General features: G+C 71.9%; 22 protein-coding genes. 3 read left to right on the top strand and 19 right to left on the bottom strand.

The features are described 5' to 3' along the window. Positions 1 to 28: 28 nt before the first annotated feature. From aroQ to ACFVU3_RS17815, 10 genes are all read right to left on the bottom strand, one after another. Complete coding sequence (aroQ, locus tag ACFVU3_RS17770) at positions 29 to 481, bottom strand: type II 3-dehydroquinate dehydratase (RefSeq protein WP_390067112.1); 453 nt, start codon at positions 479 to 481, stop codon at positions 29 to 31. Continuing rightward, positions 478 to 1,575, bottom strand: a complete 1,098-nt coding sequence (gene aroB / locus ACFVU3_RS17775) for a 3-dehydroquinate synthase (RefSeq protein ID WP_390067114.1) — start codon at positions 1,573 to 1,575, stop codon at positions 478 to 480. The genes aroQ and aroB overlap by 4 nt, the downstream gene beginning before the upstream one ends. Beyond that, positions 1,572 to 2,090 (bottom strand): shikimate kinase, encoded by a 519-nt coding sequence (locus tag ACFVU3_RS17780; protein ID WP_390067116.1) that lies wholly within the window; start codon positions 2,088 to 2,090, stop codon positions 1,572 to 1,574. Before ACFVU3_RS17780 ends, aroB begins: the two co-directional genes overlap by 4 nt. Beyond that, the gene (gene aroC / locus ACFVU3_RS17785; RefSeq protein WP_390067118.1) at positions 2,087 to 3,271 is read right to left on the bottom strand and encodes a chorismate synthase; all 1,185 of its coding nucleotides are present in this window, start codon (positions 3,269 to 3,271) and stop codon (positions 2,087 to 2,089) included. The genes ACFVU3_RS17780 and aroC overlap by 4 nt, the downstream gene beginning before the upstream one ends. A 179-nt stretch (positions 3,272 to 3,450) precedes the next feature. Then, the gene (locus tag ACFVU3_RS17790) at positions 3,451 to 4,293 is read right to left on the bottom strand and encodes a shikimate dehydrogenase (RefSeq protein ID WP_390067120.1); all 843 of its coding nucleotides are present in this window, start codon (positions 4,291 to 4,293) and stop codon (positions 3,451 to 3,453) included. Then, positions 4,277 to 6,058 (bottom strand): endolytic transglycosylase MltG, encoded by a 1,782-nt coding sequence (gene mltG / locus ACFVU3_RS17795; protein ID WP_390067122.1) that lies wholly within the window; start codon positions 6,056 to 6,058, stop codon positions 4,277 to 4,279. The genes ACFVU3_RS17790 and mltG overlap by 17 nt, the downstream gene beginning before the upstream one ends. A gap of 101 nt (positions 6,059 to 6,159) precedes the next feature. Beyond that, positions 6,160 to 6,624 (bottom strand): Holliday junction resolvase RuvX, encoded by a 465-nt coding sequence (ruvX, locus tag ACFVU3_RS17800; protein WP_390067279.1) that lies wholly within the window; start codon positions 6,622 to 6,624, stop codon positions 6,160 to 6,162. Between the two features lie 2 nt (positions 6,625 to 6,626). Beyond that, on the bottom strand, positions 6,627 to 9,296 hold the full coding sequence (gene alaS / locus ACFVU3_RS17805) for an alanine--tRNA ligase (protein ID WP_390067123.1): 2,670 nt from the start codon (positions 9,294 to 9,296) through the stop codon (positions 6,627 to 6,629). After that, on the bottom strand, positions 9,296 to 9,646 hold the full coding sequence (locus tag ACFVU3_RS17810; RefSeq protein ID WP_390067125.1) for a DUF6167 family protein: 351 nt from the start codon (positions 9,644 to 9,646) through the stop codon (positions 9,296 to 9,298). The genes alaS and ACFVU3_RS17810 overlap by 1 nt, the downstream gene beginning before the upstream one ends. A 6-nt stretch (positions 9,647 to 9,652) precedes the next feature. Further along, positions 9,653 to 10,090 (bottom strand): DUF948 domain-containing protein, encoded by a 438-nt coding sequence (locus tag ACFVU3_RS17815; RefSeq protein WP_390067281.1) that lies wholly within the window; start codon positions 10,088 to 10,090, stop codon positions 9,653 to 9,655. Positions 10,091 to 10,258: 168 nt separating this feature from the next. Between ACFVU3_RS17815 and ACFVU3_RS17820 the strand changes: the two genes are divergently transcribed. Beyond that, complete coding sequence (locus tag ACFVU3_RS17820) at positions 10,259 to 12,418, top strand: ATP-binding protein (protein WP_390067127.1); 2,160 nt, start codon at positions 10,259 to 10,261, stop codon at positions 12,416 to 12,418. Between the two features lie 31 nt (positions 12,419 to 12,449). Here the strand turns inward: ACFVU3_RS17820 and rpsD are convergent, their stop codons facing one another. The 5 genes from rpsD to ACFVU3_RS17845 all read right to left on the bottom strand — a co-directional run bounded on the left by rpsD (position 12,450) and on the right by ACFVU3_RS17845 (position 17,577). Further along, the gene (rpsD, locus tag ACFVU3_RS17825) at positions 12,450 to 13,064 is read right to left on the bottom strand and encodes a 30S ribosomal protein S4 (RefSeq protein ID WP_043228069.1); all 615 of its coding nucleotides are present in this window, start codon (positions 13,062 to 13,064) and stop codon (positions 12,450 to 12,452) included. Positions 13,065 to 13,420: 356 nt separating this feature from the next. Further along, positions 13,421 to 14,770 carry a replication-associated recombination protein A gene (locus ACFVU3_RS17830; protein ID WP_390067283.1) on the bottom strand — a complete coding sequence of 450 codons (1,350 nt, stop codon included), beginning with the start codon at positions 14,768 to 14,770 and terminating at the stop codon, positions 13,421 to 13,423. Positions 14,771 to 14,815: 45 nt separating this feature from the next. Continuing rightward, positions 14,816 to 15,448, bottom strand: coding sequence for a vitamin K epoxide reductase family protein (locus tag ACFVU3_RS17835; RefSeq protein ID WP_390067128.1), 633 nt, complete (start codon positions 15,446 to 15,448; stop codon positions 14,816 to 14,818). Positions 15,449 to 15,593: 145 nt separating this feature from the next. Continuing rightward, entirely contained in the window at positions 15,594 to 16,856 is a 1,263-nt protein-coding gene (gene hisS / locus ACFVU3_RS17840; RefSeq protein ID WP_390067129.1) for a histidine--tRNA ligase, read from the bottom strand. A gap of 10 nt (positions 16,857 to 16,866) precedes the next feature. After that, positions 16,867 to 17,577 carry an MBL fold metallo-hydrolase gene (locus ACFVU3_RS17845; protein WP_390067130.1) on the bottom strand — a complete coding sequence of 237 codons (711 nt, stop codon included), beginning with the start codon at positions 17,575 to 17,577 and terminating at the stop codon, positions 16,867 to 16,869. A 154-nt stretch (positions 17,578 to 17,731) separates the two neighbouring features. On the opposite strand from ACFVU3_RS17845, the gene ACFVU3_RS17850 reads away from it, so the two are divergent. Further along, positions 17,732 to 18,484, top strand: a complete 753-nt coding sequence (locus tag ACFVU3_RS17850) for a peptidylprolyl isomerase (protein WP_390067131.1) — start codon at positions 17,732 to 17,734, stop codon at positions 18,482 to 18,484. A gap of 227 nt (positions 18,485 to 18,711) precedes the next feature. Further along, positions 18,712 to 19,941 (top strand): DUF349 domain-containing protein, encoded by a 1,230-nt coding sequence (locus ACFVU3_RS17855; RefSeq protein ID WP_390067132.1) that lies wholly within the window; start codon positions 18,712 to 18,714, stop codon positions 19,939 to 19,941. A gap of 75 nt (positions 19,942 to 20,016) precedes the next feature. Here ACFVU3_RS17855 and ACFVU3_RS17860 read toward each other — a convergent pair whose 3' ends face one another. The 4 genes from ACFVU3_RS17860 to secD form a co-directional block, all read right to left on the bottom strand. Beyond that, complete coding sequence (locus ACFVU3_RS17860) at positions 20,017 to 22,467, bottom strand: RelA/SpoT family protein (protein WP_390067133.1); 2,451 nt, start codon at positions 22,465 to 22,467, stop codon at positions 20,017 to 20,019. A gap of 252 nt (positions 22,468 to 22,719) precedes the next feature. Further along, on the bottom strand, positions 22,720 to 23,271 hold the full coding sequence (locus ACFVU3_RS17865) for an adenine phosphoribosyltransferase (RefSeq protein ID WP_390067134.1): 552 nt from the start codon (positions 23,269 to 23,271) through the stop codon (positions 22,720 to 22,722). Then, positions 23,268 to 24,347, bottom strand: coding sequence for a protein translocase subunit SecF (secF, locus tag ACFVU3_RS17870; RefSeq protein ID WP_390067135.1), 1,080 nt, complete (start codon positions 24,345 to 24,347; stop codon positions 23,268 to 23,270). The genes ACFVU3_RS17865 and secF overlap by 4 nt, the downstream gene beginning before the upstream one ends. Before the next feature lies 1 nt (position 24,348). Beyond that, complete coding sequence (secD, locus tag ACFVU3_RS17875) at positions 24,349 to 26,124, bottom strand: protein translocase subunit SecD (protein WP_390067136.1); 1,776 nt, start codon at positions 26,122 to 26,124, stop codon at positions 24,349 to 24,351. Between the last annotated feature and the right edge of the window lie 14 nt (positions 26,125 to 26,138).

Raw genomic sequence — 26,138 nt, forward strand, 5'->3', positions numbered from 1 at the left:
GCGGCCGCCCCGGGGTCCGGGGGCCCGCTCAGACCCGCTGGTCGAGCTCCTCGGCGAGGGCGCGCAGGGCGAGCCGGTACGAGCCGATGCCGAAGCCGGCGACGGTGCCGGTCGCCACCGCGGCCACCACCGAGGTGTGCCGGAACTCCTCGCGGGTGTACGGGTTCGAGATGTGCACCTCGATCAGCGGGGCGGTGCGCTGCGCGGCCGCGTCCCGCATCCCGTACGAGTAGTGCGTGAACGCACCGGGGTTGAGCACGACCGGCACGCGTCCGTCGGCGGCCTCGTGCAGCCAGCGGATCATCTCCCCCTCGTCGTTGGTCTCGCGGACCTCGACGTCGAAGCCGAGCGTCGCGCCGAGCTCCCGGCAGGACTCGACGAGTCCCTTGTAGGAGGTGGCGCCGTAGATGTCGGGCTCGCGCGAGCCCAGCCGGCCGAGGTTCGGCCCGTTCAGCACCAGGACGCGGCGCGGCGCGCTCATGCCGAGAGCTCCCCGTAGGCGGCGATGAGGACGGACGGGTCCGGGCCCTCCAGGACGGACGGCTTGGCGAGCCCGTCGAGGACGATGAAGCGCAGCAGGTCGCCGCGGGACTTCTTGTCCACCTTCATCGTCTCCAGGAGCTTGGGCCACTGGTCGCCGCGGTAGGTGAGCGGCAGGCCGACGGACTCCAGGACGGCGCGGTGCCGGTCGGCGGTGGCGTCGTCGAGGCGGCCGGCGAGCCGGCCCAGCTCGGCGGCGAAGACCATGCCGACGGAGACAGCGGCGCCGTGGCGCCACTTGTACCGCTCGTTCTTCTCGATGGCGTGCGCGAGGGTGTGCCCGTAGTTGAGGATCTCGCGGCGGCCGGACTCCTTCAGGTCGCCGGAGACCACGTCGGCCTTGACCTGGATGGAGCGGACGATCAGCTCGGCGGTGTGCGGGCCGGCGGGCGTACGGGCCGCCTGCGGGTCCTCCTCGATGAGGTCGAGGATCACCGGGTCGGCGATGAAGCCGGTCTTGATGATCTCGGCGAGGCCGCTGACGAAGTCGTGCACGGGCAGCGAGTCCAGCGCGGCGAGGTCGCACAGGACGCCGGCCGGCGGGTGGAAGGCGCCGACGAGGTTCTTGCCCTCGGCGGTGTTGATGCCGGTCTTGCCGCCGACGGCCGCGTCGACCATGCCGAGGACGGTGGTCGGCACGGCGACCCAGCGGACGCCCCGCAGCCAGGTCGCGGCGACGAAGCCGGCCAGGTCGGTGGTGGCGCCGCCGCCGACGCCGACGATGACGTCGGTGCGGGTGAAGCCGGTCTGGCCGAGCGCCTTCCAGCAGTAGGCGGCGACCTCGGCGGTCTTCGCCTCCTCGGCGTTCGGCACCTGGATGGCGACGGCCTCGTACCCCTGCTCCGCGAGGTCCTCGCGGAGCGCCTCACCGGTCCCGGCGAGCGCCTCGGGGTGGATGACGGCGACGCGCTTGGCCCGGTCGCCGATGAGGGCGGGCAGTTCGCCGAGCAGCTGCCGGCCGACCAGCACCTCGTACGGATCGGTGCCCGCGCTTCCGCCGACGTGGATGCGGGTCACTTCCTGGTCCGTGGTCATGCGTCCTTCAGCTCCAGTGCGTCGAGGATCGCCTCGGCGACCTCTTCGGGGGTGCGCGCGTCGGTGGCGACCACGACGCGGGCGACTTCTTCGTACAGGTGGCGGCGGGCGTCCATCAGCTCGCGCCACTGCCGCCGCGGGTTGACCGCGAGCAGCGGGCGGGCGGCACCGAGGCCGACCCGCCGGACGGCTTCCTCGATGTCCATGGAGAGGTACGCGACGGGCAGCCCGGCCAGCAGGGCGCGGGTGTCGGCGTCGAGGACGGCGCCGCCGCCGAGGGCGAGGACGCCCTCGTGCTCGGCGACGGCCCGCGCGACGGCGGCCTTCTCCAGGGCGCGGAAGTGCTCCTCGCCGTCCTCGACGAAGACGTCGGAGATCTCGCGGCCCTCGGCGGCGACGATGTCGGCGTCGGTGTCCCGGTAGGGCGCGCCGAGCCGTGCGGCCAGGAGCGCGCCCACCGTGGACTTGCCGGAGCCCATCGGGCCGACGAGGACGACCAGCGGGCCGGCGGTCACCGGATGCGCAGGTTGTCGAGGTAGCCCTGGACGTTGCGGCGGGTCTCGGGGACCGAGTCGCCGCCGAACTTCTCCACGACGGCGTCGGCGAGGACGAGCGCGACCATGGCCTCGGCGACGATGCCGGCGGCCGGCACCGCGCAGACGTCGGAGCGCTGGTGGTGGGCCGCGGCGGTCTCGCCGGTGGCGACGTCGATGGTGGCGAGCGCGCGCGGGACGGTCGCGATCGGCTTCATGGCGGCGCGGACGCGCAGCAGCTCACCGGTGGTGAGACCGCCCTCGGTGCCGCCGGAGCGGCCGGAGGTGCGCTTGATGCCGTCGTCGGTCCGCACGATCTCGTCGTGGGCCTGCGAGCCGGGCACGCGGGCGAGGTCGAAGCCGTCGCCGACCTCGACGCCCTTGATGGCCTGGATGCCCATGAGCGCGGCGGCGAGCCGCGCGTCGAGGCGGCGGTCCCAGTGCACGTGCGAGCCGAGGCCGACGGGCACGCCGTACGCGAGGACCTCGACGACGCCGCCGAGGGTGTCGCCGTCCTTGTGGGCCTGGTCGATCTCGGCGACCATCGCCTTCGACGCGTCGGCGTCGAGGCAGCGGACCGGGTCGGCGTCGAGCCTCTCGACGTCGGCGGGGGTCGGGTGGACGCCGTACGGGGCCTTCGCGGCGGCCAGCTCGACGACGTGGCTGACGATCTCGATGCCCGCGGCCTCCTTGAGGAAGGACCGGGCGACGGCACCGAGGGCGACGCGGGCGGCGGTCTCGCGGGCGCTGGCGCGCTCCAGGATCGGCCGGGCCTCGTCGAAGCCGTACTTCTGCATGCCGGCCAGGTCGGCGTGACCGGGCCGGGGCCGGGTCAGCGGCGCGTTGCGGCCGGTCTCCTTCAGCTCGGAGGGGTCGACCGGGTCGGCCGACATGACCTTCTCCCACTTGGGCCACTCGGTGTTGCCGACCATCACCGCGATCGGCGACCCGAGGGAGAGCCCGTGCCGGACGCCACCCAGGAAGGTGATCTCGTCCTGCTCGAACTTCATCCGGGCGCCGCGCCCATAGCCGAGGCGCCGCCGCGCGAGGTGGTCCGCCACCAGCTCAGTGGTGACCGGGACGCCGGCGGGAAGACCCTCCAGCGTCGCGACCAGCGCGGGTCCGTGGGATTCCCCAGCGGTCAGCCAACGCAACCTGCTCAACGATGCTCCTCATGCTCGCCTGGGCACTGCGACGACAGGCCCGGACGCGCGGCCCGGACCCGCCACCCCCCGATCCTCCCACGTCCGGGGCGTGAGCCCGGCCTCCGGTCCAGCTATCGGACGCGCGCCCCGCCGTTCTGGACGGCGGGGCGCGCGGTCGGGGCGGTCCGGCGCGCGGGTCAGCGCGCGGCGAGGGCGGCCTCGCCGGCGGCGCGCATGGCGGCCAGCGGGGCCTTCGGGACGCCCGTCATCTGCTCGACCTGGAGGACGGCCTGGTGGACGAGGAGGTCCAGGCCGCCGACGACCTCGCCGCCGCGGTCGGACCAGGCGGCCGCGAGGGCGGTGGGCCAGGGGTCGTAGAGGACGTCGAAGAGGGTGCCGGGGCGGCCGGGGACCGCCGCGGCGAGGGCGTCGGTGGTGCCGGCCGGGGTCGTGGCGACCACCAGCGGGGCTTCGAAGGCCGCCGCCGCGTCGTCCCAGGCGGCGGTGCGGACGTCCACGCCGAGGCGGTCGCCCCAGCCGAGCATCTCCTCCGCCCGGGCGTCGCTGCGGACGTACGCGGTGACCGGGCCCGCGCAGACGCGGGCGAGCGCGGCGAGCGCGGAGGACGCGGTGGCGCCCGCGCCGAGGATCGCCGCGGACTCCACCTTCTCGACGCCCCGCTCCCGCAGGGCGGCGATCATGCCGGGGATGTCGGTGTTGTCGCCGAACCGGCGGCCGTCCTCGCGGAGGACCACCGTGTTGACCGCCTCCACGGCGGCGGCCGTGCCGCTGACCTCGTCGAGCAGCGGGATGACCGCCCGCTTGAGCGGCATCGTCAGCGAGAGGCCCGCCCACGAGCCGTCGAGCTCCTCGACGAAGCCCGGGAGCGCCGCCTCGTCGATCTCGAAGCGCTCGTACGACCAGTCGTCGAGGCCGAGCTCGGCGTAGGCGGCCCGGTGCAGGACCGGGGAGAGCGAGTGGGCGATCGGTGAGCCGAGGACGGCGGCGCGGCGGCCCGTGCCGCTAGTTCGTGTTGGCATTGAACTTGTCCTTGAGCTTCTCGAATTCGGCGTAGGTCTTGGCGAACTCGGTCTTGCTCATGCCGTCGGTCGCCACGAAGTACATCCAGCCGTCCTTCGTCGGATCGAGCATGGCCGCCAGGGCCTCGACGCCGGGGTTGCTGATCGGACCGGGCGGGAGGCCGACCTGGGTGTACGTGTTGTACGGGTCCTGGTTGGAGTTCGCCTCCTGCTCCGAGATCTTGATCTCGGACTGGCCCTTCAGGTAGTTCAGGGCCGAGTCGAACTGGAGCTTCCGGTTCGTCTCGGTGTTGTCCGGCTGGAGGCGGTTGTAGATGACCTCGGCCATCTTGCGGAAGTCGTCGTGCGTCTTGCCCTCCGCCTGCACGAGGCTCGCGACGGTGAGGAGCTCCCAGGCGTTCTCGACCCCGTGCCGCTTCGCCTGCCCCTCCAGGTCCAGCTTCAGGTACTCCTGGTTGGCGCGGCTGACCATCTTCTTGAGGGCGGCCTCGGGCTTCGAGCCCTTCGCCACCGGGTAGCTCGCCGGGAAGAGGAAGCCCTCCAGCGGGTCCTTGAGCTTGTCGTGGCCCTTGGCCCACGCGGGCAGGCCGAGGGAGTCGGCCTTCTCGAAGGCGATCTCCTTCGTGGTGCCGGGTTCGAGGCCGAGGCGGGTGTCGAGCTGCTCGTACACCCAGATGTTGCGCTTGCCCTCGGGGATGATCAGGTTGGCCTGGCTCGCCGGGTCGAGCATCAGAGCGACCGCGCTCTCCGCCGACATCTCCTTCTTCAGCGTGTAGGCGCCGGCCTGGATCGAGTTTCCCTTGGCGTTCTTGTTCTGCGCCGAGACGAAGGCGTCGACGCTCTTCACGACGCCGGCCTGCTTCAGGATGTTGCCGATCTCGTTGCCGAACGCGCCCTTGGGGATCTCGACCTGCACCTCGCCGGTTCCGGTGCCCGCGAAGTCGGGCGCCTCGCCGAACTGTCCCTGCCAGAACTGGTAGCCGAAGTAGCCGATGCCGCCGACGCCGCCGACGAGGACCGCGGCGACGACCAGGCAGGCCACGCCGTTCTTGCCCTTGCGTTTCTTCTCCTTGCCGCGGCGCTCGCGGTCGCGGTCGTCGCCGCGGCCGCCCCGGCCCCGGCGGCCGACGGGCTCGTCGTCCTCGTGGTCGTCCTCGTCGTCGCCGGTGAAGAAGGGGTGCGACTCCTCCGGCTCCCGGCGGGCCGGCTCGGGCTCGGGCTCCGGCTCCCAGTCGACGACCGGCTGCGGCAGCTGCTGCCGGCGGCCGGGCGGCTGGGGCGGCGGGTACGCCTCGGGGGTGCCGTAGAGGTCGGGCTGCTGGCCGCCGTACGGGTCGGCGGGCGGCGCGTTGTAGGCCATGGCGGCCTGGCCGGTCTCCCAGTTGCCGTCGTAGGTGCCGTCATAGGTGCCGTCGTACGTCTGTCCGGGCTGCCCGGGCGTGTCGTACGGCTGGTTCCAGCCGGTCTGGTCGTACCCCTGCTGCCCGCCGTGGAGCTGCCCCTGGTCGACGTACTGCTGCGCGTGCGGGTCGGCGTAGCCCTGCTGCGGATACTGCTGCTGCGGGTACGCGGCCTGCTGCTGGTACGGGTCGGCCCCGTAGCCCTGCTGGGCATACGGGTCCTGGTACGCCTGGCCGTCCTGCGCGTAGGGCGTCGGCTGCTGCGGCTGCTGGTACTGCTGCTGACCTTCCCACCCCTGGTCCCCGTAGAGCGGGTCCGTGGGGTGCCACGGTTCGGAGCCCTGGCCCCGGCCATACTCAGTCATCGATCCCCAAACAGCCGCGAGGCTTCCGGACGATCCGCCTCTACGTAGTGCGGCAGCTGTTCGAACACGGCCGCATCGCGCGGAACGTTACCGTATCGCGATCAGATGACCACTTCGACGCCCTCGCCGGGCGGATTACCTGATACCCGTTCGGACTCAAGAGCGTTCTGAAGGATGATCACAGCGGCGGCCTGATCGATGACGGACCGCCCCTTCTTGGACTTCACGCCGGAGGCCCGCAGCCCCTGGGTCGCGGTCACGGTGGTCATCCGCTCGTCGACCAGACGGACGGGCACCGGGGCGATCCCGCGCGCCATCTCCCTGGCGAAGGCCCGGACCTTGGTGGCCGCCGGACCCTCCCGCCCGCTGAGCGAGCGGGGCAGGCCCACGACGACCTCGATCGGCTCGTACTCCTCGACGATCTGGCGGAGCCGCCGGTGGGCCGCCGGGACGTCACGTCCCGGCACGGTCTCCACCGGCGTGGCGAGGACCCCGTCGGGGTCGCACGAGGCGACCCCGATCCGGGCGTCCCCGACATCGACCGCGATGCGGCGGCCGCGGCGCATCGTCACGCCGTCTCCACCACGAGGCGCTCGACGGCGGCGATGGCCTCGCCGACGGCCTCCGGGTTCTGGCCGCCGCCCTGGGCGACGTCCGGCTTGCCGCCGCCACCGCCACCGAGGGTCTTGGCGGCGGTGCGGACCAGCTCGCCGGCCTTGAGGCCACGCTCGCGGGCGGCCTCGTTGGTGGCGATGACCGTCAGCGGCTTGCCGTTGGCCGTGGTGAACAGGGCCACGACGGCCGGGCGGTCGGACGGGATCCGGCCGCGCACGTCGAGGACCAGCCTGCGCAGGTCGTCGGCGCCGGTGCCGTCCGGGACCTGGCCGGTGACGAGGGCGAGGCCCCGGATGTCCTTGGCGGAGTCGACCAGACCGGAGGCGGCCTGGAGGACCTTCTCCGCGCGGAACTTCTCGATCTCCTTCTCGGCGTCCTTCAGCTTGCCGAGCATGGCGGAGATCTTCTCCGGCAGCTCCTCGGCGCGGCCCTTGACCAGCTCCTGGAGCTGGGCGACGACCGTGTGCTCCTTGGCGAGGAAGTGGTACGCGTCGACGCCGACCAGGGCCTCGATGCGGCGCACGCCGGAGCCGATGGAGGACTCGCCGAGCAGCTTCACCAGGCCCAGGGCCGCGGTGTTCTTGACGTGCGTGCCGCCGCACAGCTCCTTGGAGAAGTCGCCGATGGTGACGACGCGGACCTGCTCGCCGTACTTCTCGCCGAACTCGGCGATGGCGCCCTGCCGCTTGGCCTCGTCGATCGGCATGACCTCGGCGTGGACCTCCAGCTCGCGCGAGAGGACCTCGTTGATCTTCTGCTCGACGTCCATGAGGACCGTGCCGGGTACGGCGTTCGGCGAACCGAAGTCGAAGCGGAAGCGGCCGGGCTGGTTCTCCGAACCGGCCTGGGCGGCCGTCGGGCCCAGGGCGTCGCGCAGCGCCTGGTGGGTCAGGTGGGTGGCCGAGTGGGCGCGGGCGATGGCCTGGCGGCGGCGGACGTCGATGGTGGCGTAGGCGGTGGAGCCCACGGTCACCTCGCCGACCTGCACCGAACCCTTGTGCACGGAGACGCCGGGGACCGGCTGCTGCACGTCGCGGATCTGGATGACGGCGCCGGAGTGCAGCCGGATGCGGCCCTGGTCGGCGATCTGACCGCCGCCCTCGGCGTAGAAGGGGGTGCGGTCGAGGACGACCTCGACCTCGTCGCCCTCGGAGGCGGCCGGCGACGGGACGCCGTTCACCAACAGGCCGACGACCGTGGACTCGCCCTCGGTGTTGGTGTAGCCGGTGAACTGGGTGGCGCCGGAGGTGTCGGCGATCTCACGGTAGGCGGAGACGTCGGCGTGGCCGGTCTTCTTGGCCTTGGCGTCGGCCTTGGCGCGGTCCCGCTGCTCCTTCATCAGGCGGCGGAAGCCGTCCTCGTCCACGGCGAGGCCCTGTTCGGCGGCCATCTCCAGGGTGAGGTCGATCGGGAAGCCCCAGGTGTCGTGGAGCAGGAACGCCTTCTCGCCGGCGAGGACCGTGCCGCCGGCGGCCTTGGTCTCGGTGACGGCGGTGTCGAGGATGTTGGTGCCGCCCTTGAGGGCCTTCAGGAACGCGGCCTCCTCGGCGAGGGCGACCGTCTCGATCCGCTTGCGGTCGGTCTCCAGCTCCGGGTACTGCTCGCCCATGGTCGTGATGACCGTGTCGACGAGCGCGCCGACGACCGGGCCGGTGGCGCCGAGCAGGCGCATGTTGCGGACGGCGCGGCGCATGATGCGGCGCAGCACGTAGCCGCGGCCCTCGTTGCCCGGGGTGACGCCGTCGCCGATGAGCATGACCGAGGTGCGCATGTGGTCGGCGACCACGCGCAGCGAGACGTCGCTGTCGTGGGCCTTGCCGTAGGCGACGCCGGTGAGCTCGGTGGCCTTGTCGATGACGACCTTGAGGGTGTCCGTCTCGTACATGTTCTGGACGCCCTGGAGGATCATCGCCAGGCGCTCCAGGCCGAGGCCCGTGTCGATGTTCTTCGACGGCAGCTCGCCGAGGATCGGGAAGTCCTCCTTGCCGGAGCCCTCACCGCGCTCGTACTGCATGAAGACGAGGTTCCAGATCTCCACGTACCGCTCGTCGTTGACGGCCGGGCCGCCCTCGACGCCGAACTCGGGGCCGCGGTCGTAGTTGATCTCGGAGCACGGGCCGCACGGGCCGGGGACGCCCATGGACCAGTAGTTGTCCTTCTTGCCGAGGCGCTGGATGCGCTCGGCGGGGACGCCGACGACGTCGCGCCAGATGCGCTCGGCCTCGTCGTCCTCCAGGTAGACGGTGATCCAGAGCTTCTCCGGCTCCAGCCCGTAGCCGCCGTGCTCCACCGGGGAGGTCAGCAGCTCCCAGGCGAGCTTGATGGCGCCTTCCTTGAAGTAGTCGCCGAAGGAGAAGTTGCCGCACATCTGGAAGAAGGTGCCGTGGCGGGTGGTCTTGCCGACCTCTTCGATGTCCGGGGTGCGGACGCACTTCTGCACGCTGGAGGCGCGCGTGAAGGGCGGCTTGACCTCACCCAGGAAGTAGGGCTTGAAGGGCACCATGCCGGCGGGGACGAGGAGCAGAGTCGGGTCGTCCGCGATGAGCGACGCCGAAGGGACGACGGTGTGCCCGCGCTCCTCGAAGAAGCTCAGCCAGCGGCGGCGGATTTCAGCCGACTCCATCAGTGGTCCTCATTCCGGTTGTACGAGATCGTGCGCGACGAAAACGTGGTCGTGGTCTTGTGCTGGGTGGGGCCGAGGGCGGCCCGGCGGCGGGGCTCCGGGAGTTCCCGGTCCGCGGGGGGCGAGGCGTCGAGGCCGAGCGCCTCGCCCAGCTCGGCCTCCCGCTGGACCATGCCCGCCCTCACGTCGAGGGCGAAGTCCTTGAGCCGGTGGCCCGCCTCGACCGCCTTGTTCGCGGCCTGTGCCGCCAGGCTCTCGGGGGTCAGCTGCTGGATCTTGCGGTTGACCTTGGTGGTGGCCCAGACGCCGGCGGCTGCGCCGGCCGTGAACCAGAACGTGCGGCGGAACATCGCGGCTCAGCCCTTCTGCTTCCGGCGCCGTGCGAGAGGCACGGTACGGCCGACGATCACAGTACGTCGCCCGGTGGCGGGCGGCACTTCCTCGCGGTCCCGGCCCCGGCCGAGCGCCCTGCGGACCCCGTAGCCGAACGCGGCGACCTTGACGAGCGGGCCGCCGAAGGTGGAGGCGACGGTCGTCGAGAGCGCGGAGGCGTTGGCGGTGACCTCCTGGACGTCGGAGGCGATGGCGTCGACCCGGTCCAGCTGGGTCTGTGCCGAGCGGACGGTCGCCGACGCGTCGGCGAGCAGGGGAACGGCCTGCTCGGTCACGTCCGCCACGAGTTTGGTGGTCGCCCGGAGCGTCTGCGCCAGTCTCGCCAGCACCACGGCGAGGAAGGAGACGAGGATCGCCCAGAACACGGCCACCAGGATCCCGGCAACCTCTCCACCGGTCACGCCGCACCGCTCTCTGCTGTCGTCGTTGGTCGTTCGGGTCATGCGAAAAGTCGTCCCCCGACCCTATCGCGCCCGGGCTGTCACGCCGTACCGCATTACCGCCCGTGGGGCGGGAGTTACGCGATCAGATTGTACGGAGCGCGCGCGGATGAGTACGCTCCGTGTCCCATGCGACGCAGCAATCTCCCGGCGGAGCTCGACCGGTTCGTGGGTCGGACCGACGAGCAGGCCGAACTGGCCGCGCTCCTGGCCGAGTCACGCCTCGTCACGGTCCTCGGGGTGGGCGGGGTCGGCAAGACCCGGCTGGCTCTGAGGGCCGCCGCAGCGGTGCAGAAACGCTACGGCGAAGAGGTACGGCTCGCGGAGCTGGCACCGCTGCGCGACCCGGCGCTGGTCGAGCACGCCCTCGTGGAGGCGCTCGGCCCGACCGACCACACGCTCCGCGGACCGCGCGAGGTCCTGCGGGAGCACCTCGCCGGACGCCGGCTGCTCCTCGTGCTCGACGGCTTCGAGCACCTGGTGGAGGTCTGCGCCCCGCTCGTCCACGACCTGCTCGCGGCGGCCCCCGGACTGACCGTGCTGGCCACCGGCCGCCGCCCGCTGCGGGTGCCCGGCGAGGCCGTCCTCACGCTGGCGCCGATGGGCGGGCCGGACGCGCTGACCCTCCTCGCCGAGCGGGCGGCACGGGCCGGGGCGCCCGCCCTCGCGGACGACGCGGCGGCACGGGAGCTGTGCCGGCGGCTCGACGGGATCCCGCTCGCGCTCGAACTGGCCGCCGGCCGGCTGCCGCTGCTCTCGGTGGAGCAGCTCCTCGCGCGGCTGGACGACCGCTTCCGGCTCCTCGGCGACGGCGGGCGCGGGGTCCTCCCCCGCCACCGGACGCTGCGCACCGCCATCGGCTGGAGCCACGAGCTGTGCACGCCGGAGGAACGGCTGCTCTGGGCGCGCCTCTCGGTCTTCGCCGGCCCCTTCGACCTGGAGGCCGTGGAGTACGTGTGCGGCGGGCCCGACCTGCCGCAGGAGGGGATCCTCGACCTGCTCGGCGGTCTGCTGGCCCAGTCGCTGGTGGCCCGGGAGGACACGGCGGCGGGCCCGGGCTACCGGATGCTCGACACGGTGGCGGCGTACGGGGCGGAGTGGCTGGCGGCGCTCGGGGACACCGAGCGGATGCGCCGGCGGCACCGGGACTGGTACATGGGCCTGGCGACCTGGTGCGAGCTGGAGTGGTTCAGCCCCCGGCAGGCGGAGGTGGCGGCCCGGACGGCCGCGGCGCTGCCGAACCTGCGGGCGGCGCTCGACGTGTGCCTGGAGCTGCCGGACGACGCCCACCTCGCCCAGCACCTGGCGGGCACGCTCTGGTTCGCGTGGGTCGGGTGCGGGCGGCTCTCGGAGGGGCGGCACTGGCTGGACCGGGCGCTGGCCCTGGACTCGGGGCACGAGGAGGCGCGGCTGAAGGCGCTGTGGGTGCTCGGCTACGTGGCGATCCTCCAGGGCGACCCGACGGCGGCGGTGGCCGCGCTGCACACCTGCCGGGAGCAGGCCCGGGCGTCGCGGAACCGGCTGGCGGAGGCGTACGCGACGCACCGGATGGGCTGTCTGGCGCTGCTGTCCGACGACTTCCCGCGCGCCGAGGAGCTGCTCGGCCGGGCGCTGGACGCGTACGGGGAGCTGGGCGAGCTGAACAGCAATGTGCTGATGGCCCAGGTGGAGCTGGCGATGGCGCGGGCCTTCCAGGGCGATCTGGAGGGCGCGACGGCGATCTGCCGGGAGGTGCGGGAGGTCTGCGAGGAGCGCGGGGAGCGCTGGTCACGGGCGTACGCGCTGTACGTGCTGGCGTTCTCGGCGTGGACGCGGGGCGCGCTGCCGGAGGCGCGGGAGCTGCTGGTCGAGTGCGTGTCGATCAACCACCTCTTCCGCGACCTGGTGGGGGTGGTGCTGGCGGTGGAGCTGCTGGCGCTCGTGACGGTCGGCGAGGGCGACCCGGTGGAGGCGGCGGTGCTCCAGGGCGCGGCGCTTCCGGTCTGGGACGCGGTGGGGCTCCGGCTCTTCGGATCGGGCTCCTTCGACGGGCCGCGGGCGCTGTGCGCGGGGCGGGCGGTGGAGGAGCTGGGCGCCGAGCGGTACGAGGAGGCGGTCCGGCTGGGCCGGGGGCTGTCGCTGGACGAGACGGTGGAGCGGGCGGTGGCCGAGCGGTCCGGCGGGGCCGGGGACGGGCGGCCGGGGGCCGCGGCGCCGCGGCCGTTCCGTACGGCGCGTCCGCCGGTGGTCCCGGGAACGCGGAAGCCCGCCGGCTCCCCCACCGGAAAGGGCGGGGAAGCGGCGGGCTGAACACCGCGGGGGTGGTACTGCGGCCGCTGGATCAGCGGGCGTAGTACTCGACGACCAGCTGCTCGTCGCAGATGACCGGGATCTCCTTGCGGTTCGGCTCACGGTCCAGGCGGAAGGCCAGGGCCTTCAGGTTGACCTGGAGGTAGCGCGGGGTCTCGCCGTCGGGGGCGAAGCCACCCTCGCGGGCGACCTGGAACAGGGTCTTCGCGCGGGACTTCTCGCGGACCATCACGACGTCGTCGGGACGGACGCGGAAGGACGGCTTGTCGACCTTGCCACCGTTGACCTGGATGTGGCCGTGGACGACCATCTGACGGGCCTGGTAGATGGTGCGGGCGATGCCCGAACGCAGGACCAGGGCGTCGAGACGGCGCTCGAGCTCGACGACCAGCGCCTCGCCCGTCTTGCCCTCGGCCTTCTTGGCGCGGTCGTAGGCGCGCGCCATCTGGCGCTCGCTGATGTCGTACTGGGCACGCAGACGCTGCTTCTCGAGCAGACGGACCTTGTAGTCCGAGTTCTGCTTGCGACCGCGGCCGTGCTCGCCCGGCGGGTAGGGACGGGCCTCGAAGTACTTGACGGCCTTCGGCGTCAGCGCGATACCGAGCGCACGCGACTTCTTGACCTTGGGGCGGGCCTGGTTCGGCATGAACCAACCTCTCTGTCTGAACGAATACGGCTTCACCAGTGGTTAGGGAGGTCGCATCCGCAGCCGGGAAAACCCGTCGGGTCCGCGAGGGACCTGTCGGGCAGCCGCTTCCCGGTCTGGGCACGTACGTGCAGCACGCGAACGACCCACCGCCGGTCCCGGGAACCCGGGGGGTGGTGGGTGGCACGCGACACCTTCGAGGTGCGCGACGCTCCTGGAAACCCTGCCCGGGGGCCGGGTCTCCTGCTGACTGTCCCGCTCTGGTGGCGCCGGCCTGGGGCCGGACACGGGACGCAGCGATCCCGACCAGTGTACCGGCTCCGCGGAGCGCCACCGGCCGGGGGCCCGGGCGGCGGTCAGCCGCCGCCCTTCAGCCGCTCGCGGACCTTCTCCACCACGTCCGCGTAGCGCGCCTCGGCGCCGTAGCGGGTGGGCTCGTAGTACCGCCTGCCGTGGAGGGCGTCGGGGGCGTACTGCTGGCTCGCGATCGCGCCGGGCACGTCGTGGGGGTAGACGTACCCCTGGGCGTGGCCGAGCTTGGCGGCGCCCTTGTAGTGGCCGTCGCGGAGATGGGCCGGGACGGGTCCGGCGAGGCCGCTCCTGACGTCCTCGCGGGCGGCGAAGATCGCGTTGGTCGCCGCGTTGGACTTGGGGGCCAGGGCGAGGGCGATGGTGGCGTGACTGAGGGTGAGAGCGGCCTCGGGGAAGCCGATCATGGCGACGGCCTGGGCGGCGGCGACGGCGAGCGGCAGCGCCTGGGGGTCGGCGAGGCCGATGTCCTCGCTGGCGGAGATCATCAGGCGGCGGGCGATGAAGCGGGGGTCCTCCCCCGCCTCGATCATGCGGGCCAGGTAGTGCAGGGCCGCGTCGACGTCGGAGCCGCGGATGGACTTGATGAGGGCGCTGGCGACGTCGTAGTGCTGGTCGCCGTCCCGGTCGTACGTCACGGCGGCCCGGTCGACCGCCTCCTCGACGGTCTGGAGGGTGATCTCCCGCTCGTCCTTGGCGAGGGCGCCGCCGGCCGCGGCCTCCAGGGCGGTCAGGGCGCGCCGGGCGTCGCCGCCGGCGATCCGCAGCAAGTGGGAGCGGGCGTCGTCCCGGAGCTCGACGGCGCCGCCGAGCCCGCGCTCCTCGGTGACGGCCCGGTCCATGAGGCCGCTGAGGTCCTCGTCGGTGAGCGGTTCCAGGGTGAGGAGCAGGGAGCGGGAGAGCAGCGGGGAGATCACCGAGAAGTAGGGGTTCTCGGTGGTGGCGGCGATGAGGGTGACCCAGCGGTTCTCGACGGCGGGGAGCAGGGAGTCCTGCTGGGCCTTGGAGAAGCGGTGGATCTCGTCGAGGAAGAGGACGGTCTCCTTGCCGTAGCCGCCGGAGGCACGGCGGGCGCCGTCGATGACGGCCCGGACCTCCTTGACGCCGGCGGTGATCGCGGAGAGCTCGACGAAGCGCTTCTCGGTCGCCTTGGAGACCACGTACGCGAGGGTGGTCTTGCCGATGCCGGGCGGGCCCCAGAGGATCACCGAGGAGGCGCCGGCGGGGCCGGCGCCCTCCCCGACGAGCCGCCGCAGCGGCGAGCCCGGCTTGAGCAGGTGGCGCTGGCCCACCACCTCGTCGAGGGTGCGGGGGCGCATCCGGACCGCCAGCGGGCTGCTGGACGGATCCTTCTCCTGGCGTTCTTCGGCGGCTGCGGTAAAGAGGTCGGGCTCCACGTCCATGAAGCCTAGGTCACGCCACCGACAAGCGGGCGGGAGCGGTCAGCTCGTCCAGAAGTCCCACCAGCGGGTGAGGATCAGCATGCCGATGATCCCGATGTGCAGGACGGGCAGGACCCAGGTGAACTCGGTGAAGAAGGTCCGCAGGCCGGCCGGGGCGGGGATGACGCCCTTGCGGACGTTGTGCGAGGTCACGTACCAGAACATGATGATCGTGGCGGTCCAGGCGAGGCAGCACCACAGGCAGAGCGAGTTGATCTCGTACAGGGACTGCTGCATGAGCCAGGTGCAGAAGCCGACGCCGAAGAACGCGCCGGCGTTGAGGCCCAGCCAGTACCAGCGGCGGTAGCGGGCGCCGGCGAGGAGGCCGACGCCGATGGCGATCACCATGCCGTAGGTGACCAGGCCGAGCATGGGGTTGGGGAAGCCGAAGACCGACGCCTGGTCGCTCTTCATGATGTTCCCGCAGGACACGATCGGGTTGAGGCTGCACCCGGGGACGAAGTTCGGGTCCTCCAGGAGCTTGAACTTGTCGAGGGTGATGACCCAGGCGGCGAGCAGCCCGGCCGCTCCGGTGATCACCAGGAGCCAGGCGAGGCCCTTGCTCGCGCCGATGGTCCCGGCCGTGCCGTCGTCCCCGCGGGACACGGCCCCGTCCGCCGCTGCCTTCGTCATGCCCGTCCTTTTCCTCGCTCGTCCCTCGCCCGCCGCCGTCGCGGCCCCGGCCATTCTGCAACAAGGCGTACTCCATCGGCCGTTCGCGGGGCATAAGGAAGGGCCCGGCCGCGGGTGCGGACCGGGCCCTTCCGGGGGTCGTGCGTCAGGCCAGCAGGCCCCGCACGGCGTCCAGGACCTCGTCCAGGGCGACCGCGCGCTGCTCGCCGGACTCCATGTCCTTGAGCTGGACCACGCCCTCGGCGAGGTCCCGCTCCCCCGCCACCAGGGCGAGGCGGGCACCGGAGCGGTTGGCGTCCTTCATGGACCCCTTGAGGCCCTTGCCGCCGAAGGAGAAGTCGGCCGCGATCCCGGCCCGGCGCAGCTCGGTGACCTTGCCGAAGAGGACGCGCCGCGCCTCCTCGCCGAGGGCCACGGCGAAGACGCTGGTGGCGGCGGGCAGGTCGAGGGTGACGCCCTCGGCCTCCAGGGCGAGGACGGTCCGGTCGACGCCCAGCGCCCAGCCGACGGACGGCAGCGCGGGGCCGCCGATCATCTCGGAGAGGCCGTCGTAGCGGCCGCCGCCGCCCACCGCGGACTGCGAGCCGAGACCGTCGTGGACGAACTCGAAGGTGGTCCGGGTGTAGTAGTCCAGGCCGCGGACGAGCTTGAGGTCGTCCTCGAAGACCACGCCGGCGGCGGTGATCAGCTCGCGGACCTGCTCGTGGTACGCCTTGCAGGCGTCGCACAGGTAGTCGCGGAGCAGCGGCGCGTCGACGAGCTGCTTCTGCACGTCGGCCCGCTTGTCGTCGAGGACCCGCAGCGGGTTGATCTCGGCGCGGCGCAGGGTCTCCTCGTCGAGGTCGAGGCCGCGCAGGAAGGTCTGCAGGGCCTCGCGGTAGACGGGGCGGCACTCCTTGTCGCCGAGCGAGTTCAGCAGGATGCGGTACTGGCGCAGGCCGAGGGCGCGGTACGCCTGGTCGGCCAGGATGATCAGCTCGGCGTCGAGCGCCGGGTCCTCGGCGCCGATCGCCTCGGCGCCGACCTGCGAGAAGTGGCGGTAGCGGCCCGCCTGGGCCCGCTCGTAGCGGTAGTACGAGCCGGAGTACCAGAGCTTGACGGGCAGGTTGCCCTGCTTGTGCAGGTTGGCCTGGAGGGCCGCGCGCAGCACGGAGGCGGTGCCCTCGGGGCGGAGGGCGAGCTGGTCGCCGCCCTTCGTGGTGAGGGTGTACATCTCCTTGGTGACGATGTCGGTGGACTCGCCGACGCCGCGGGCGAAGAGGTTCACGTCCTCGAAGCCGGGGGTCTCGACGTAGCCGTAGCCGGCGTTCCTCACCTGGCCGGCGATGGTGTCGCGGACCGCCAGGAAGACGGCGGAGCGCGGGGGGATAAGGTCGTACGTGCCCTTGGGGGCCTGAAAGGTGCTCACGGAAGTCTCGTCACATTCCTCGTCGGGGAGCCTGGGTGTCGCTCCCGAGGCCGGAGGCCACTTGCCGCAGATACGGGTTGGTGGCGCGCTCCTGGCCGATGGTCGTCTGGGGACCGTGGCCGGACAGGACGACGGTCGAGTTGTCGAGCGGCAGGACCACGCGGGTCAGCGACGCGAGCATCTCGGCCATGTCACCGCCGGGCAGGTCGGTGCGTCCGATGGAGCCGGCGAACAGCAGGTCGCCGGAGAAGAGGACGGAGGGGATCTCCGTGGTCTCCGGCGTCCGGAAGGTCACCGACCCCTTGGTATGACCGGGCGCGTGCGCGACGGAGAAGTCCATGCCGGCGAGCTTCAGCGCGGCACCGTCGGTGAGCTCGTGCACGTCGTCCGGCTCGCCCACGGTCAGCTCGCCCATGAGCGGCATCCCGATGGAGCGGCCGAGGGCCTTCTCCGGGTCGCTCATCATGTAGCGGTCGGCGGGGTGGATCCACGCGGGCACGTCATGGGCGCCGCAGACCGGGACGACCGAGGCGACATGGTCGATGTGGCCATGGGTGAGGACCACCGCGACGGGCTTGAGCCGATGCTTCTTCAGCGTCTCCTCGACTCCCTGGGCGGCCTGGTGGCCCGGGTCGATGATGACGCACTCCTCACCCGCGGCGGGGGCGACCACGTAACAGTTGGTGCCCCAGGCCCCGGCCGGGAACCCGGCAATCAGCACGATCGTCCTTCAATCTCGTCCGGCGGTTGACCGCTGTCTCGCGGAATGCAGCAGATCAGAGCCTACCGGCGGTGCGTATTCCACAGCCAACCCGTATACGGTACGGGCACATCCGGCCAGGACAGGAACAGACGAACGAGAGGGAGCGGACCCGGTGGTCACCAGCGATCAGCGGCGGCGGCAGCTCGCCAGGGACAAGTACGCGCGCCAGCAGCAGCGACGGGCGGAGGCGCAGCGCAAGACCAAGCGCCGCACCACCGTGATCGCCGCCTCCCTCGCGGTGGTGCTCGCCGCCGGCGGGGCGGTGTACGCCTCGGTGCAGTTTCTCGGGGACGACGCCAAGAACACCGAGAACGAGGCGGCGACCGGCGAGCCGAAGATGGGCATCGAGGCCGCGGGCGCGTACGCCTTCGCCCTGAAGACCAACGAGGGCGACGTCACCATCGAGATGGACGCGGCGAAGACCCCGCGGACGGTGAATTCGTTCAAGCACCTCGCCGACAAGAAGTACTTCGACGGGACGAAGTGCCACCGGCTCACCACCGCCGGGATCTTCGTGCTCCAGTGCGGCGACCCGGAGGGCACCGGCATGGGCGGCCCCGGCTACACCATCCCGGACGAGAACCTCGACGCCCTGGGCAAGGCGGGCGCCGACGGCAAGGTCACGTACAAGGCCGGCACGGTCGCCATGGCCAACACCGGGCAGCCGGGCACCGGCGGCTCGCAGTTCTTCCTCGTCTACAAGGACTCGAAGCTGCCGCCGCAGTACACCCCCTTCGGCACGATCGACGCGGCCGGCCTGAAGGCCGTGCAGAAGGTCGGCGCGGCCGGGGTCGAGGGCGGCCAGGGCGACGGCGCCCCGAAGAAGCCGGTCACCATCGAGAAGGCGACCGTCGCGAAGAAGTGAGGCGCGGCGCTCCGCGGGACGGCGGCCCGGAGGTCCGCACGCACGTGACCGTGGAATTTCGGTCGCGCTGAGTGCGGACAGCCGGGCCGCCGTTCGCCTAGATTGGCGTTGTGCAGCGCGGTCCGATCCGTCGGCCGCGCGGCGGAAGGCGGGCGAGGCCCGCCCAGGAACTGTGGACGATGCCCGGGGGTCACCACCCGTCGAGGGCATCATGGTGAGGAGGCGCTGTGAGCAGCGACCCGTGGGGCCGTGTCGACGAGACCGGCACCGTGTACGTGCGGACGGCCGAGGGTGAGGAGGTCGTCGGATCCTGGCAGGCGGGCACTCCTGAGGAGGCGCTGGCCTACTTCGAGCGCAAGTACGAGGGCCTGGTGGTCGAGATCGGCCTCCTCGAGAAGCGGGTGAAGACCACCGACCTCTCGGCGAAGGACGCCCAGACGGCGATCGAGCACATCCGGCACCAGGTCGACGAGCACCACGTCGTCGGCGACCTGGCCGCGCTCTCGGCCCGCCTGGACAAGCTCGCGGAGTCGGTGGAGTCGCGCCGCGAGGAGCGCAAGGCGCAGAAGGCGAAGCAGGCCGACGAGGCGCGCTCCGCCAAGGAGGCGCTGGTCACCGAGGCCGAGGAGCTGGCGCAGAGCGAGCAGTGGCGGGCGGCCGGCGAGCGGCTGCGGGCGCTGGTGGACACCTGGAAGGGCCTGCCCCGGCTCGACCGCAAGTCCGACGACGAGCTGTGGCACCGCTTCTCGCACGCCCGCTCGGCCTTCTCCAAGCGCCGCAAGGCGCACTTCGCCCAGCTCGACGCCCAGCGCGAGGACGCCCGCAAGGCGAAGGAGCGTCTGGTCGCCGAGGCCGAGGCGCTGCAGAACTCCAGCGACTGGGGCGCGACCGCGGCCCGCTACCGCGAGCTGATGGCCGACTGGAAGGCCGCCGGCCGCGCGCAGCGCGAGCACGAGGACGACCTGTGGAACCGCTTCCGCGGTGCCCAGGACGTCTTCTTCGCCGCCCGGTCCGAGGTCTTCGCCGAGCGGGACGCGGAGCAGACCGAGAACCTCAAGCTGAAGGAGGAGCTCGCCGGCGAGGCCGAGAAGCTGCTCCCGGTGACGGACCTGAAGGCCGCCCGTGCCGCCTTCCGTGCCGTCAACGAGCGCTGGGAGGCCATCGGCCACGTGCCGCGCGACGCCCGCCCGAAGGTGGAGGGCCGGATGCAGGCGGTGGAGCGGGCCATCCAGGAGGCCGAGGAGGCCGAGTGGCGCCGGACCAACCCGGAGGCACGCGCGCGTGCCGCGGGTCTGACCGGCCAGCTCCAGGACGCCGTCGAGAAGCTGCGCAAGCAGATCGACGCGGCCCGGGCGGCGGGCAACGACGCCAAGGCCGACAAGCTCGCCAAGGAGCTGGAGGGCCGCCAGGCCCTGCTCGACCAGGCGCTGAAGGGCCTGCAGGAGTTCGGCGGCTGATCCCCGCCGGCGAAGCGGTACGAGGAAGGGCCCCCGGCGTGTGCCGGGGGCCCTTCCTCGTGGGTACGGCTACGGCTACGGCCGGCGCGCGCTCGTCACGCGGTAGACGTCGTAGACGCCCTCGACGCCCCGGACCGCCTTGAGGACGTGGCCCAGGTGCTTGGGGTCGCCCATCTCGAAGGTGAAGCGGGAGGTGGCCACCCGGTCGCGGGAGGTCTGGACGGCCGCCGAGAGGATGTTGACGTGCTGGTCCGAGAGGACCCGGGTGACGTCGGAGAGGAGCCGGGAGCGGTCCAGTGCCTCGACCTGGATGGCGACCAGGAAGACCGAGGACTGGGTCGGGGCCCACTCGACCTCCAGGATCCGCTCCGGCTCGCGGGACAGCGACTCGACGTTGACGCAGTCGCTGCGGTGGACGGAGACGCCGCTGCCGCGGGTGACGAAGCCGATGATCGGGTCGCCGGGGACCGGGGTGCAGCAGCGGGCCAGCTTGACCCACACGTCCTCGACGCCCTTGACGACGACGCCGGGGTCGGCGTTGGAGCGGCGCTTGGAGCGGCCGCGGGTCGGCGGTGCCGCCTCCTCGATGTCCTCGGTGGCGGCCTCCTCGCCGCCGAGCGCCTGCACCAGCTTCTGCACGATGGACTGGGCGGTGACGTGGCCCTCGCCGATCGCCGCGTACAGCGAGGAGATGTCGTTGTACCGCATCTCGTGGGCGAGGGTGACGAGGGAGTCGCCGGTGAGGATCCGCTGGATCGGCAGGTTCTGCTTGCGCATGGCCCGCGCGATGGCGTCCTTGCCCTGCTCGATGGCCTCGTCGCGGCGCTCCTTGGAGAACCAGGCGCGGATCTTGTTGCGGGCGCGCGGGGACTTGACGAAGCCCAGCCAGTCGCGGGACGGTCCGGCGCCGGCCGCCTTGGAGGTGAAGACCTCCACCAGGTCGCCGTTGTCGAGGGTGGATTCGAGCGGCACGAGCCGCCCGTTCACCCGGGCTCCTATGGTGCGGTGGCCGACCTCGGTGTGGACGGCGTAGGAGAAGTCGACGGGGGTGGCGCCGGCGGGCAGCGCGATGACGTCGCCCTTGGGCGTGAAGACGAAGACCTCGTTGCGGGAGAGGTCGAAGCGCAGGGACTCCAGGAACTCGCCCGGGTCCTCGGTCTCCTTCTGCCAGTCGAGCAGCTGGCGCAGCCACGCCATGTCGTTGAGGTGGTCGTCCTTGCCCGTGTTCCTCGGCACGTCGGTGCGCACCTTGGAGGCGCCGGCGACGGCCTCCTGCTTGTACTTCCAGTGCGCGGCGATGCCGTACTCGGCCCGGCGGTGCATGTCGAAGGTCCGGATCTGGAGCTCGACGGGCTTGCCGTTGGGTCCGATGACCGTCGTGTGCAGCGACTGGTACATGTTGAACTTCGGCATCGCGATGTAGTCCTTGAACCGGCCGGGGACCGGGTTCCATCGCGCGTGGACGGTGCCGAGGGCCGCGTAGCAGTCGCGGACGGTGTCCACGAGGACGCGGATGCCGACCAGGTCGTAGATCTCCGCGAAGTCACGGCCGCGGACGATCATCTTCTGGTAGACGCTGTAGTAGTGCTTGGGACGGCCGGTGACGGTCGCCTTGATGCGGGCGGCGCGCAGGTCGGTCTGGACCTCGTCGGTCACTATGGCGAGGTACTCGTCCCGCTTGGGGGCGCGCTCGGCGACGAGCCGGACGATCTCGTCGTACATCTTCGGGTAGAGGATCGCGAAGGCGAGGTCCTCCAGCTCCCACTTGATGGTGTTCATGCCCAGCCGGTGCGCCAGCGGGGCGTAGATCTCCAGCGTCTCGCGGGCCTTCTTCTCCTGCTTCTCCCGCTTGAGGTAGCGCATGGTGCGCATGTTGTGCAGGCGGTCCGCGAGCTTGATGACGAGGACCCGGGGGTCCTTGGCCATGGCGACGACCATCTTGCGGACGGTCTCGGCCTGCGCGGCCTCGCCGAACCGGACCTTGTCGAGTTTGGTGACGCCGTCGACGAGGAGCGTGACCTGGTCGCCGAAGTCGCGGCGCAGGTCCTCCAGGCCGTACTCGGTGTCCTCGACGGTGTCGTGGAGGAGCCCGGCCATCAGCGTCGCCGGGTCCATGCCGAGCTCGGCGAGGATCGTGGTGACGGCGAGCGGGTGGGTGATGTACGGGTCGCCGCTCTTGCGCTTCTGGCCGCGGTGCCAGCGCTCCGCGACCTGGTAGGCCCGCTCGATCTGGCGCAAAGTGGCCGTTTCGATCTTGGGGTCGTTGGAGCGGACGATCCGCAGCAGGGGTTCGAGGACCGGGTTGTACGGCGACGAGCGCTGCACACCGAGCCGGGCGAGGCGGGCGCGCACCCGGTTGGAGGACCCGCCGGAGCGGGTGGGCGCGGGGGCCGGTGCGGGAGCGGGCGCAGCAGGCTTCGGCCTGTTCTCCGCGGGCTTGTTCTGGGGCGTGCCGGGTCCCTGCGCGGCCTTGTCGGCCTTGGGGTCCGGCTGCGCGGCGGAGAGTGACTGGGCCTCGTCTGGCAAAGAGCGCTCCTCTGGGGTCCCCCCGGACGGAGTCTGGGGGAGGTCCGGGTCCCCCGGTCAGGCCCGGAAAGGCCATCGTATCGAGCCATGCCGCCCCGTGCTCACGTGCCCGGGGGACGGACGGGGACCGAGGGGCCGGCGCGGCGGCCTGCGGAGGCCCCCATCGAGGGGCGTACCGGGACGAACGCCAGGGGCGCCCCGGGAATTCCCGGGGCGCCCCTGGCGCGCATGCGTCGTTCTCTCCGGACCGTCTCAGACGGTGATCAGCGCGGTGAGCGGAGCGCCCCGGAGGGCGGGCTCCAGCCGGACGCGGCCCGGGAGGAAGCCGAGCTCCATGAGGACCGCGACGCCCGCGACCTCGGCGCCCGCGCGGCGGATCAGCTCGATGGACGCCTCGGCGGTGCCGCCGGTGGCGAGGACGTCGTCGATGACCATGACGCGGTCGCCCGCGGCCAGGTCCTCGGCGTGCACCTCGATCTCGGCGGTGCCGTACTCCAGCTCGTACGCCTGCCGGAGCGTGGCCCCGGGCAGCTTGCCGGCCTTGCGGACCGGGATGAAGCCCAGGCCCGCGCGGACGGCGACCGGCGCCGCGAGGATGAAGCCGCGGGCCTCCAGGCCGACGATCTTCGTCGCGCCCCGCGCGGAGCAGAGCGCGGCGAGCGCGTCGGTGAGGGCCGTGAACGCCTCCGGGTCCGCGAGCAGCGGCGTGATGTCCTTGAACAGCACGCCCGGCTTCGGGTAGTCGGGGACGTCGCGGATCCGGCTGAGCAGCAGGCCGGTCACGTCCTGGGCCTCGGCCGTCATCCGCGGCGCTCCTGGGCGCGGCCGCGGCGGGCCGCGGCGCGCGGACCGACGACGGCCGCCTCGGCGGCGTCGGTGCCGTCGTCGTCCGGGCCGTCCTCGCCGCGGGCGGCGGCGGAGGCGCGCTTGGCCAGGACCCGCTTCTTCAGCGCCTTGATCGCCGGCTCGCGCTCCTTGAGGTCGGCGACGAGCGGGGTGGCGATGAAGATCGAGGAGTAGGCACCGGCGGCCAGACCCACGAAGAGCGACAGCGAGATGTCGTTGAGCATGCCGGCGCCGAGGACGCCGCCGCCGATGAAGAGCAGGCCCGCGACGGGCAGCAGCGCCACGACGGTGGTGTTGATGGAGCGGACCAGGGTGCCGTTGATCGAGCGGTTGGCCATCTCGCTGTAGGTGAAGCGGGTCTGCTTCGTGATGTCCTTCGTCTGTTCCTTGAGGGAGTCGAAGACGACGACGGTGTCGTACAGCGAATAGCCGAGGATGGTCAACAGACCGATCACCGTGCCGACCGTGACCTCGAAGCCGACCAGCGAGTAGATGCCGACCGTGATCGTGAGGTCGTGGATCAGCGCGATCAGCGCCGCGACGGCCATTCTCCATTCGAAGGCGATGGCCAGATAGATCACCACGAGGATCATGAACACGCCGAGACCGGTCCACGCCTTGGTGGCGATCTGCTCACCCCAGCTGGGGCCGACCAGCTCGGCGGCGATCTTGTCCTCGGGGAGGTTCAGGTCCTTGGCCAGCTCGGTGCGGACCTGGTCGGACTGCTCGGTGTCGAGACCGCCGACCTGGATGCGCAGGGAGCCGTTGCCGAGCTGCTGGACGATCGCGTCGTGGCCGGACGCCTCCTCCGCGTACTCCGTCGCCTGGCTGACGGTGACGTCCGTCTTCGGGGTGGTGAAGACGGCACCGCCCTGGAACTCGATGCCCATGTTGAGGCCGCGGACGGCCAGGGCGACGATGGCCGTGATGGTGATCAGGACGGAGAGGCCGTACCAGATCTTGCGGTTCCCGATGAAGTCGTAACCGACCTCACCGCGGTGGAGCCGGGCGCCGAGATCGCCGAGCTTCGACATCTCACGCCTCCTTCGGGTCGACGGGGGCGGTGGTACGGCGGGCGCGGCGCAGCGGCGGCTTGGCGCCGAGGCGCTTCGGGTCCAGTCCGGACCACTTGTGGCCGTTGCCGAAGAACTTCGTGCGGGCGAGCAGCGTCATCACCGGCTTGGTGAAGAGGAACACCACGACGACGTCGAGCAGGGTGGTCAGGCCGAGCGTGAACGCGAAGCCCTGGACCTTGCCGACGGTGACGATGAAGAGCACCGCGGCGGCGAGGAACGACACGAAGTCGGAGACCAGGATGGTGCGGCGGGCGCGCGGCCAGGCGCGCTCGACGGCCGGCCGCAGGGTGCGGCCCTCGCGGATCTCGTCGCGGATGCGCTCGAAGTACACGATGAACGAGTCCGCGGTGATGCCGATGGCGACGATGGCGCCGCAGACGGCCGGCAGGTTCAGCGCGAAGCCGATGGCCGGGCCGAGCAGAGCCATGATCACGTAGGTGAGCAGGGCGGAGACGCCGAGGCTGAGGATCGCGATGAACGACAGGCCGCGGTAGTAGACGACCAGGTAGAGGATGACCAGCGCCAGGCCGATCGCGCCGGCGATGAGACCGGCCTCCAGCTGCTCGCCGCCGAGGGCGGCGGTGACGGTGTCGACGCTCTGGGTGTCGAAGGAGAGCGGCAGGGCGCCGTAGGCCAGGATGTTGCCGAGGTCCTGGGCGGACTGCTGGTTGAAGCTGCCGGAGATCTGCGCGTTGGCGCTCAGCGTGGTCTGGACGCGGGGCGCCGAGACGACCTCGCCGTCCAGGACGATGGCGAACTGGTTCTGCGGCTCGGCCTGCTGCGAGAGCTTGCCAGTGATCGACTGGAACTTCTTCGAGCCGGCGTCCGTGAACGTCATGTCGACGATCCACTGGCCGCTCTGCTGGTCGATGGCGGCCTTGGCGTCGTCGACGTCACGGCCCTCGACCTCGGCGGGGCCGAGGAGGTACTTCTCCCACTGGCCGATCGCGTTCTTGCCGCAGGCGACGATGGTGTCGCCCGGCTTGCTGCCCGCGGCGGCGGCGGTGCGCTGCTTGGGGTCCAGGCAGTTCAGGGTGGTGAACTTCTGCTGGAGCGCGGCGGTGGCGGCGTCCGGGGTGGGCGTGGCCTGCGGGGTGCCGGTCGCCTTCGGGGTGGCGGTCGCCTTCGGCGTGCCGGTGGCGCTGCCGGTGGGCGTGGGCGTCCCGGTGGCGTTCGGGGCCTTGAGGGCCTCGGAGAGCGCGCGGCCCTGGGTGGAGGCGGTCGCGGTCGGCGTGGCCGACTTCTTCTCGCCGACGGAGGCGGACGCGGAGGGCTTCGGCGTGGCCGAGCCCGAGGGGTTCGCGGAGGGCGCGGCCTCGGGGGCGGCGGCCGCGACGGTGAGCACCGGCCGGAAGTAGAGCTGGGCGGTGGTGCCGACCTGCTCGCGGGCCTGCTTCTCGTTCGTCCCCTTGGGGATGTTGACGATGATGTTCTCGCGGCCCTGGGTCTGGACCTCGGCCTCGGAGACGCCGAGACCGTTGACACGGCGCTCGATGATGCCGACCGCCGTGTTCATGTTGGTCTCGTTGACCGCGGACTCCTGGCCGGGCTCCGCCTTGGCCTTGAGCGTGATCGACGTGCCGCCGGCGAGGTCGATGCCCAGGCGCGGGGTGGTGTGTCCCGACCAGAACATGCCGCCGGTGAGCGCGACCATGGCGATCAGAATGAATGCCAGGGCGCGCCCAGGCCGGCTCTGTCCCCCCGCCGGCCCTCGGCCCTTCTTCGGTGCTGCCACCTGTCGTTTCTCCC

Source organism: Streptomyces sp. NPDC058052 (genome assembly GCF_042885515.1).
Taxonomy (GTDB): Bacteria; Actinomycetota; Actinomycetes; order Streptomycetales; family Streptomycetaceae; genus Streptomyces.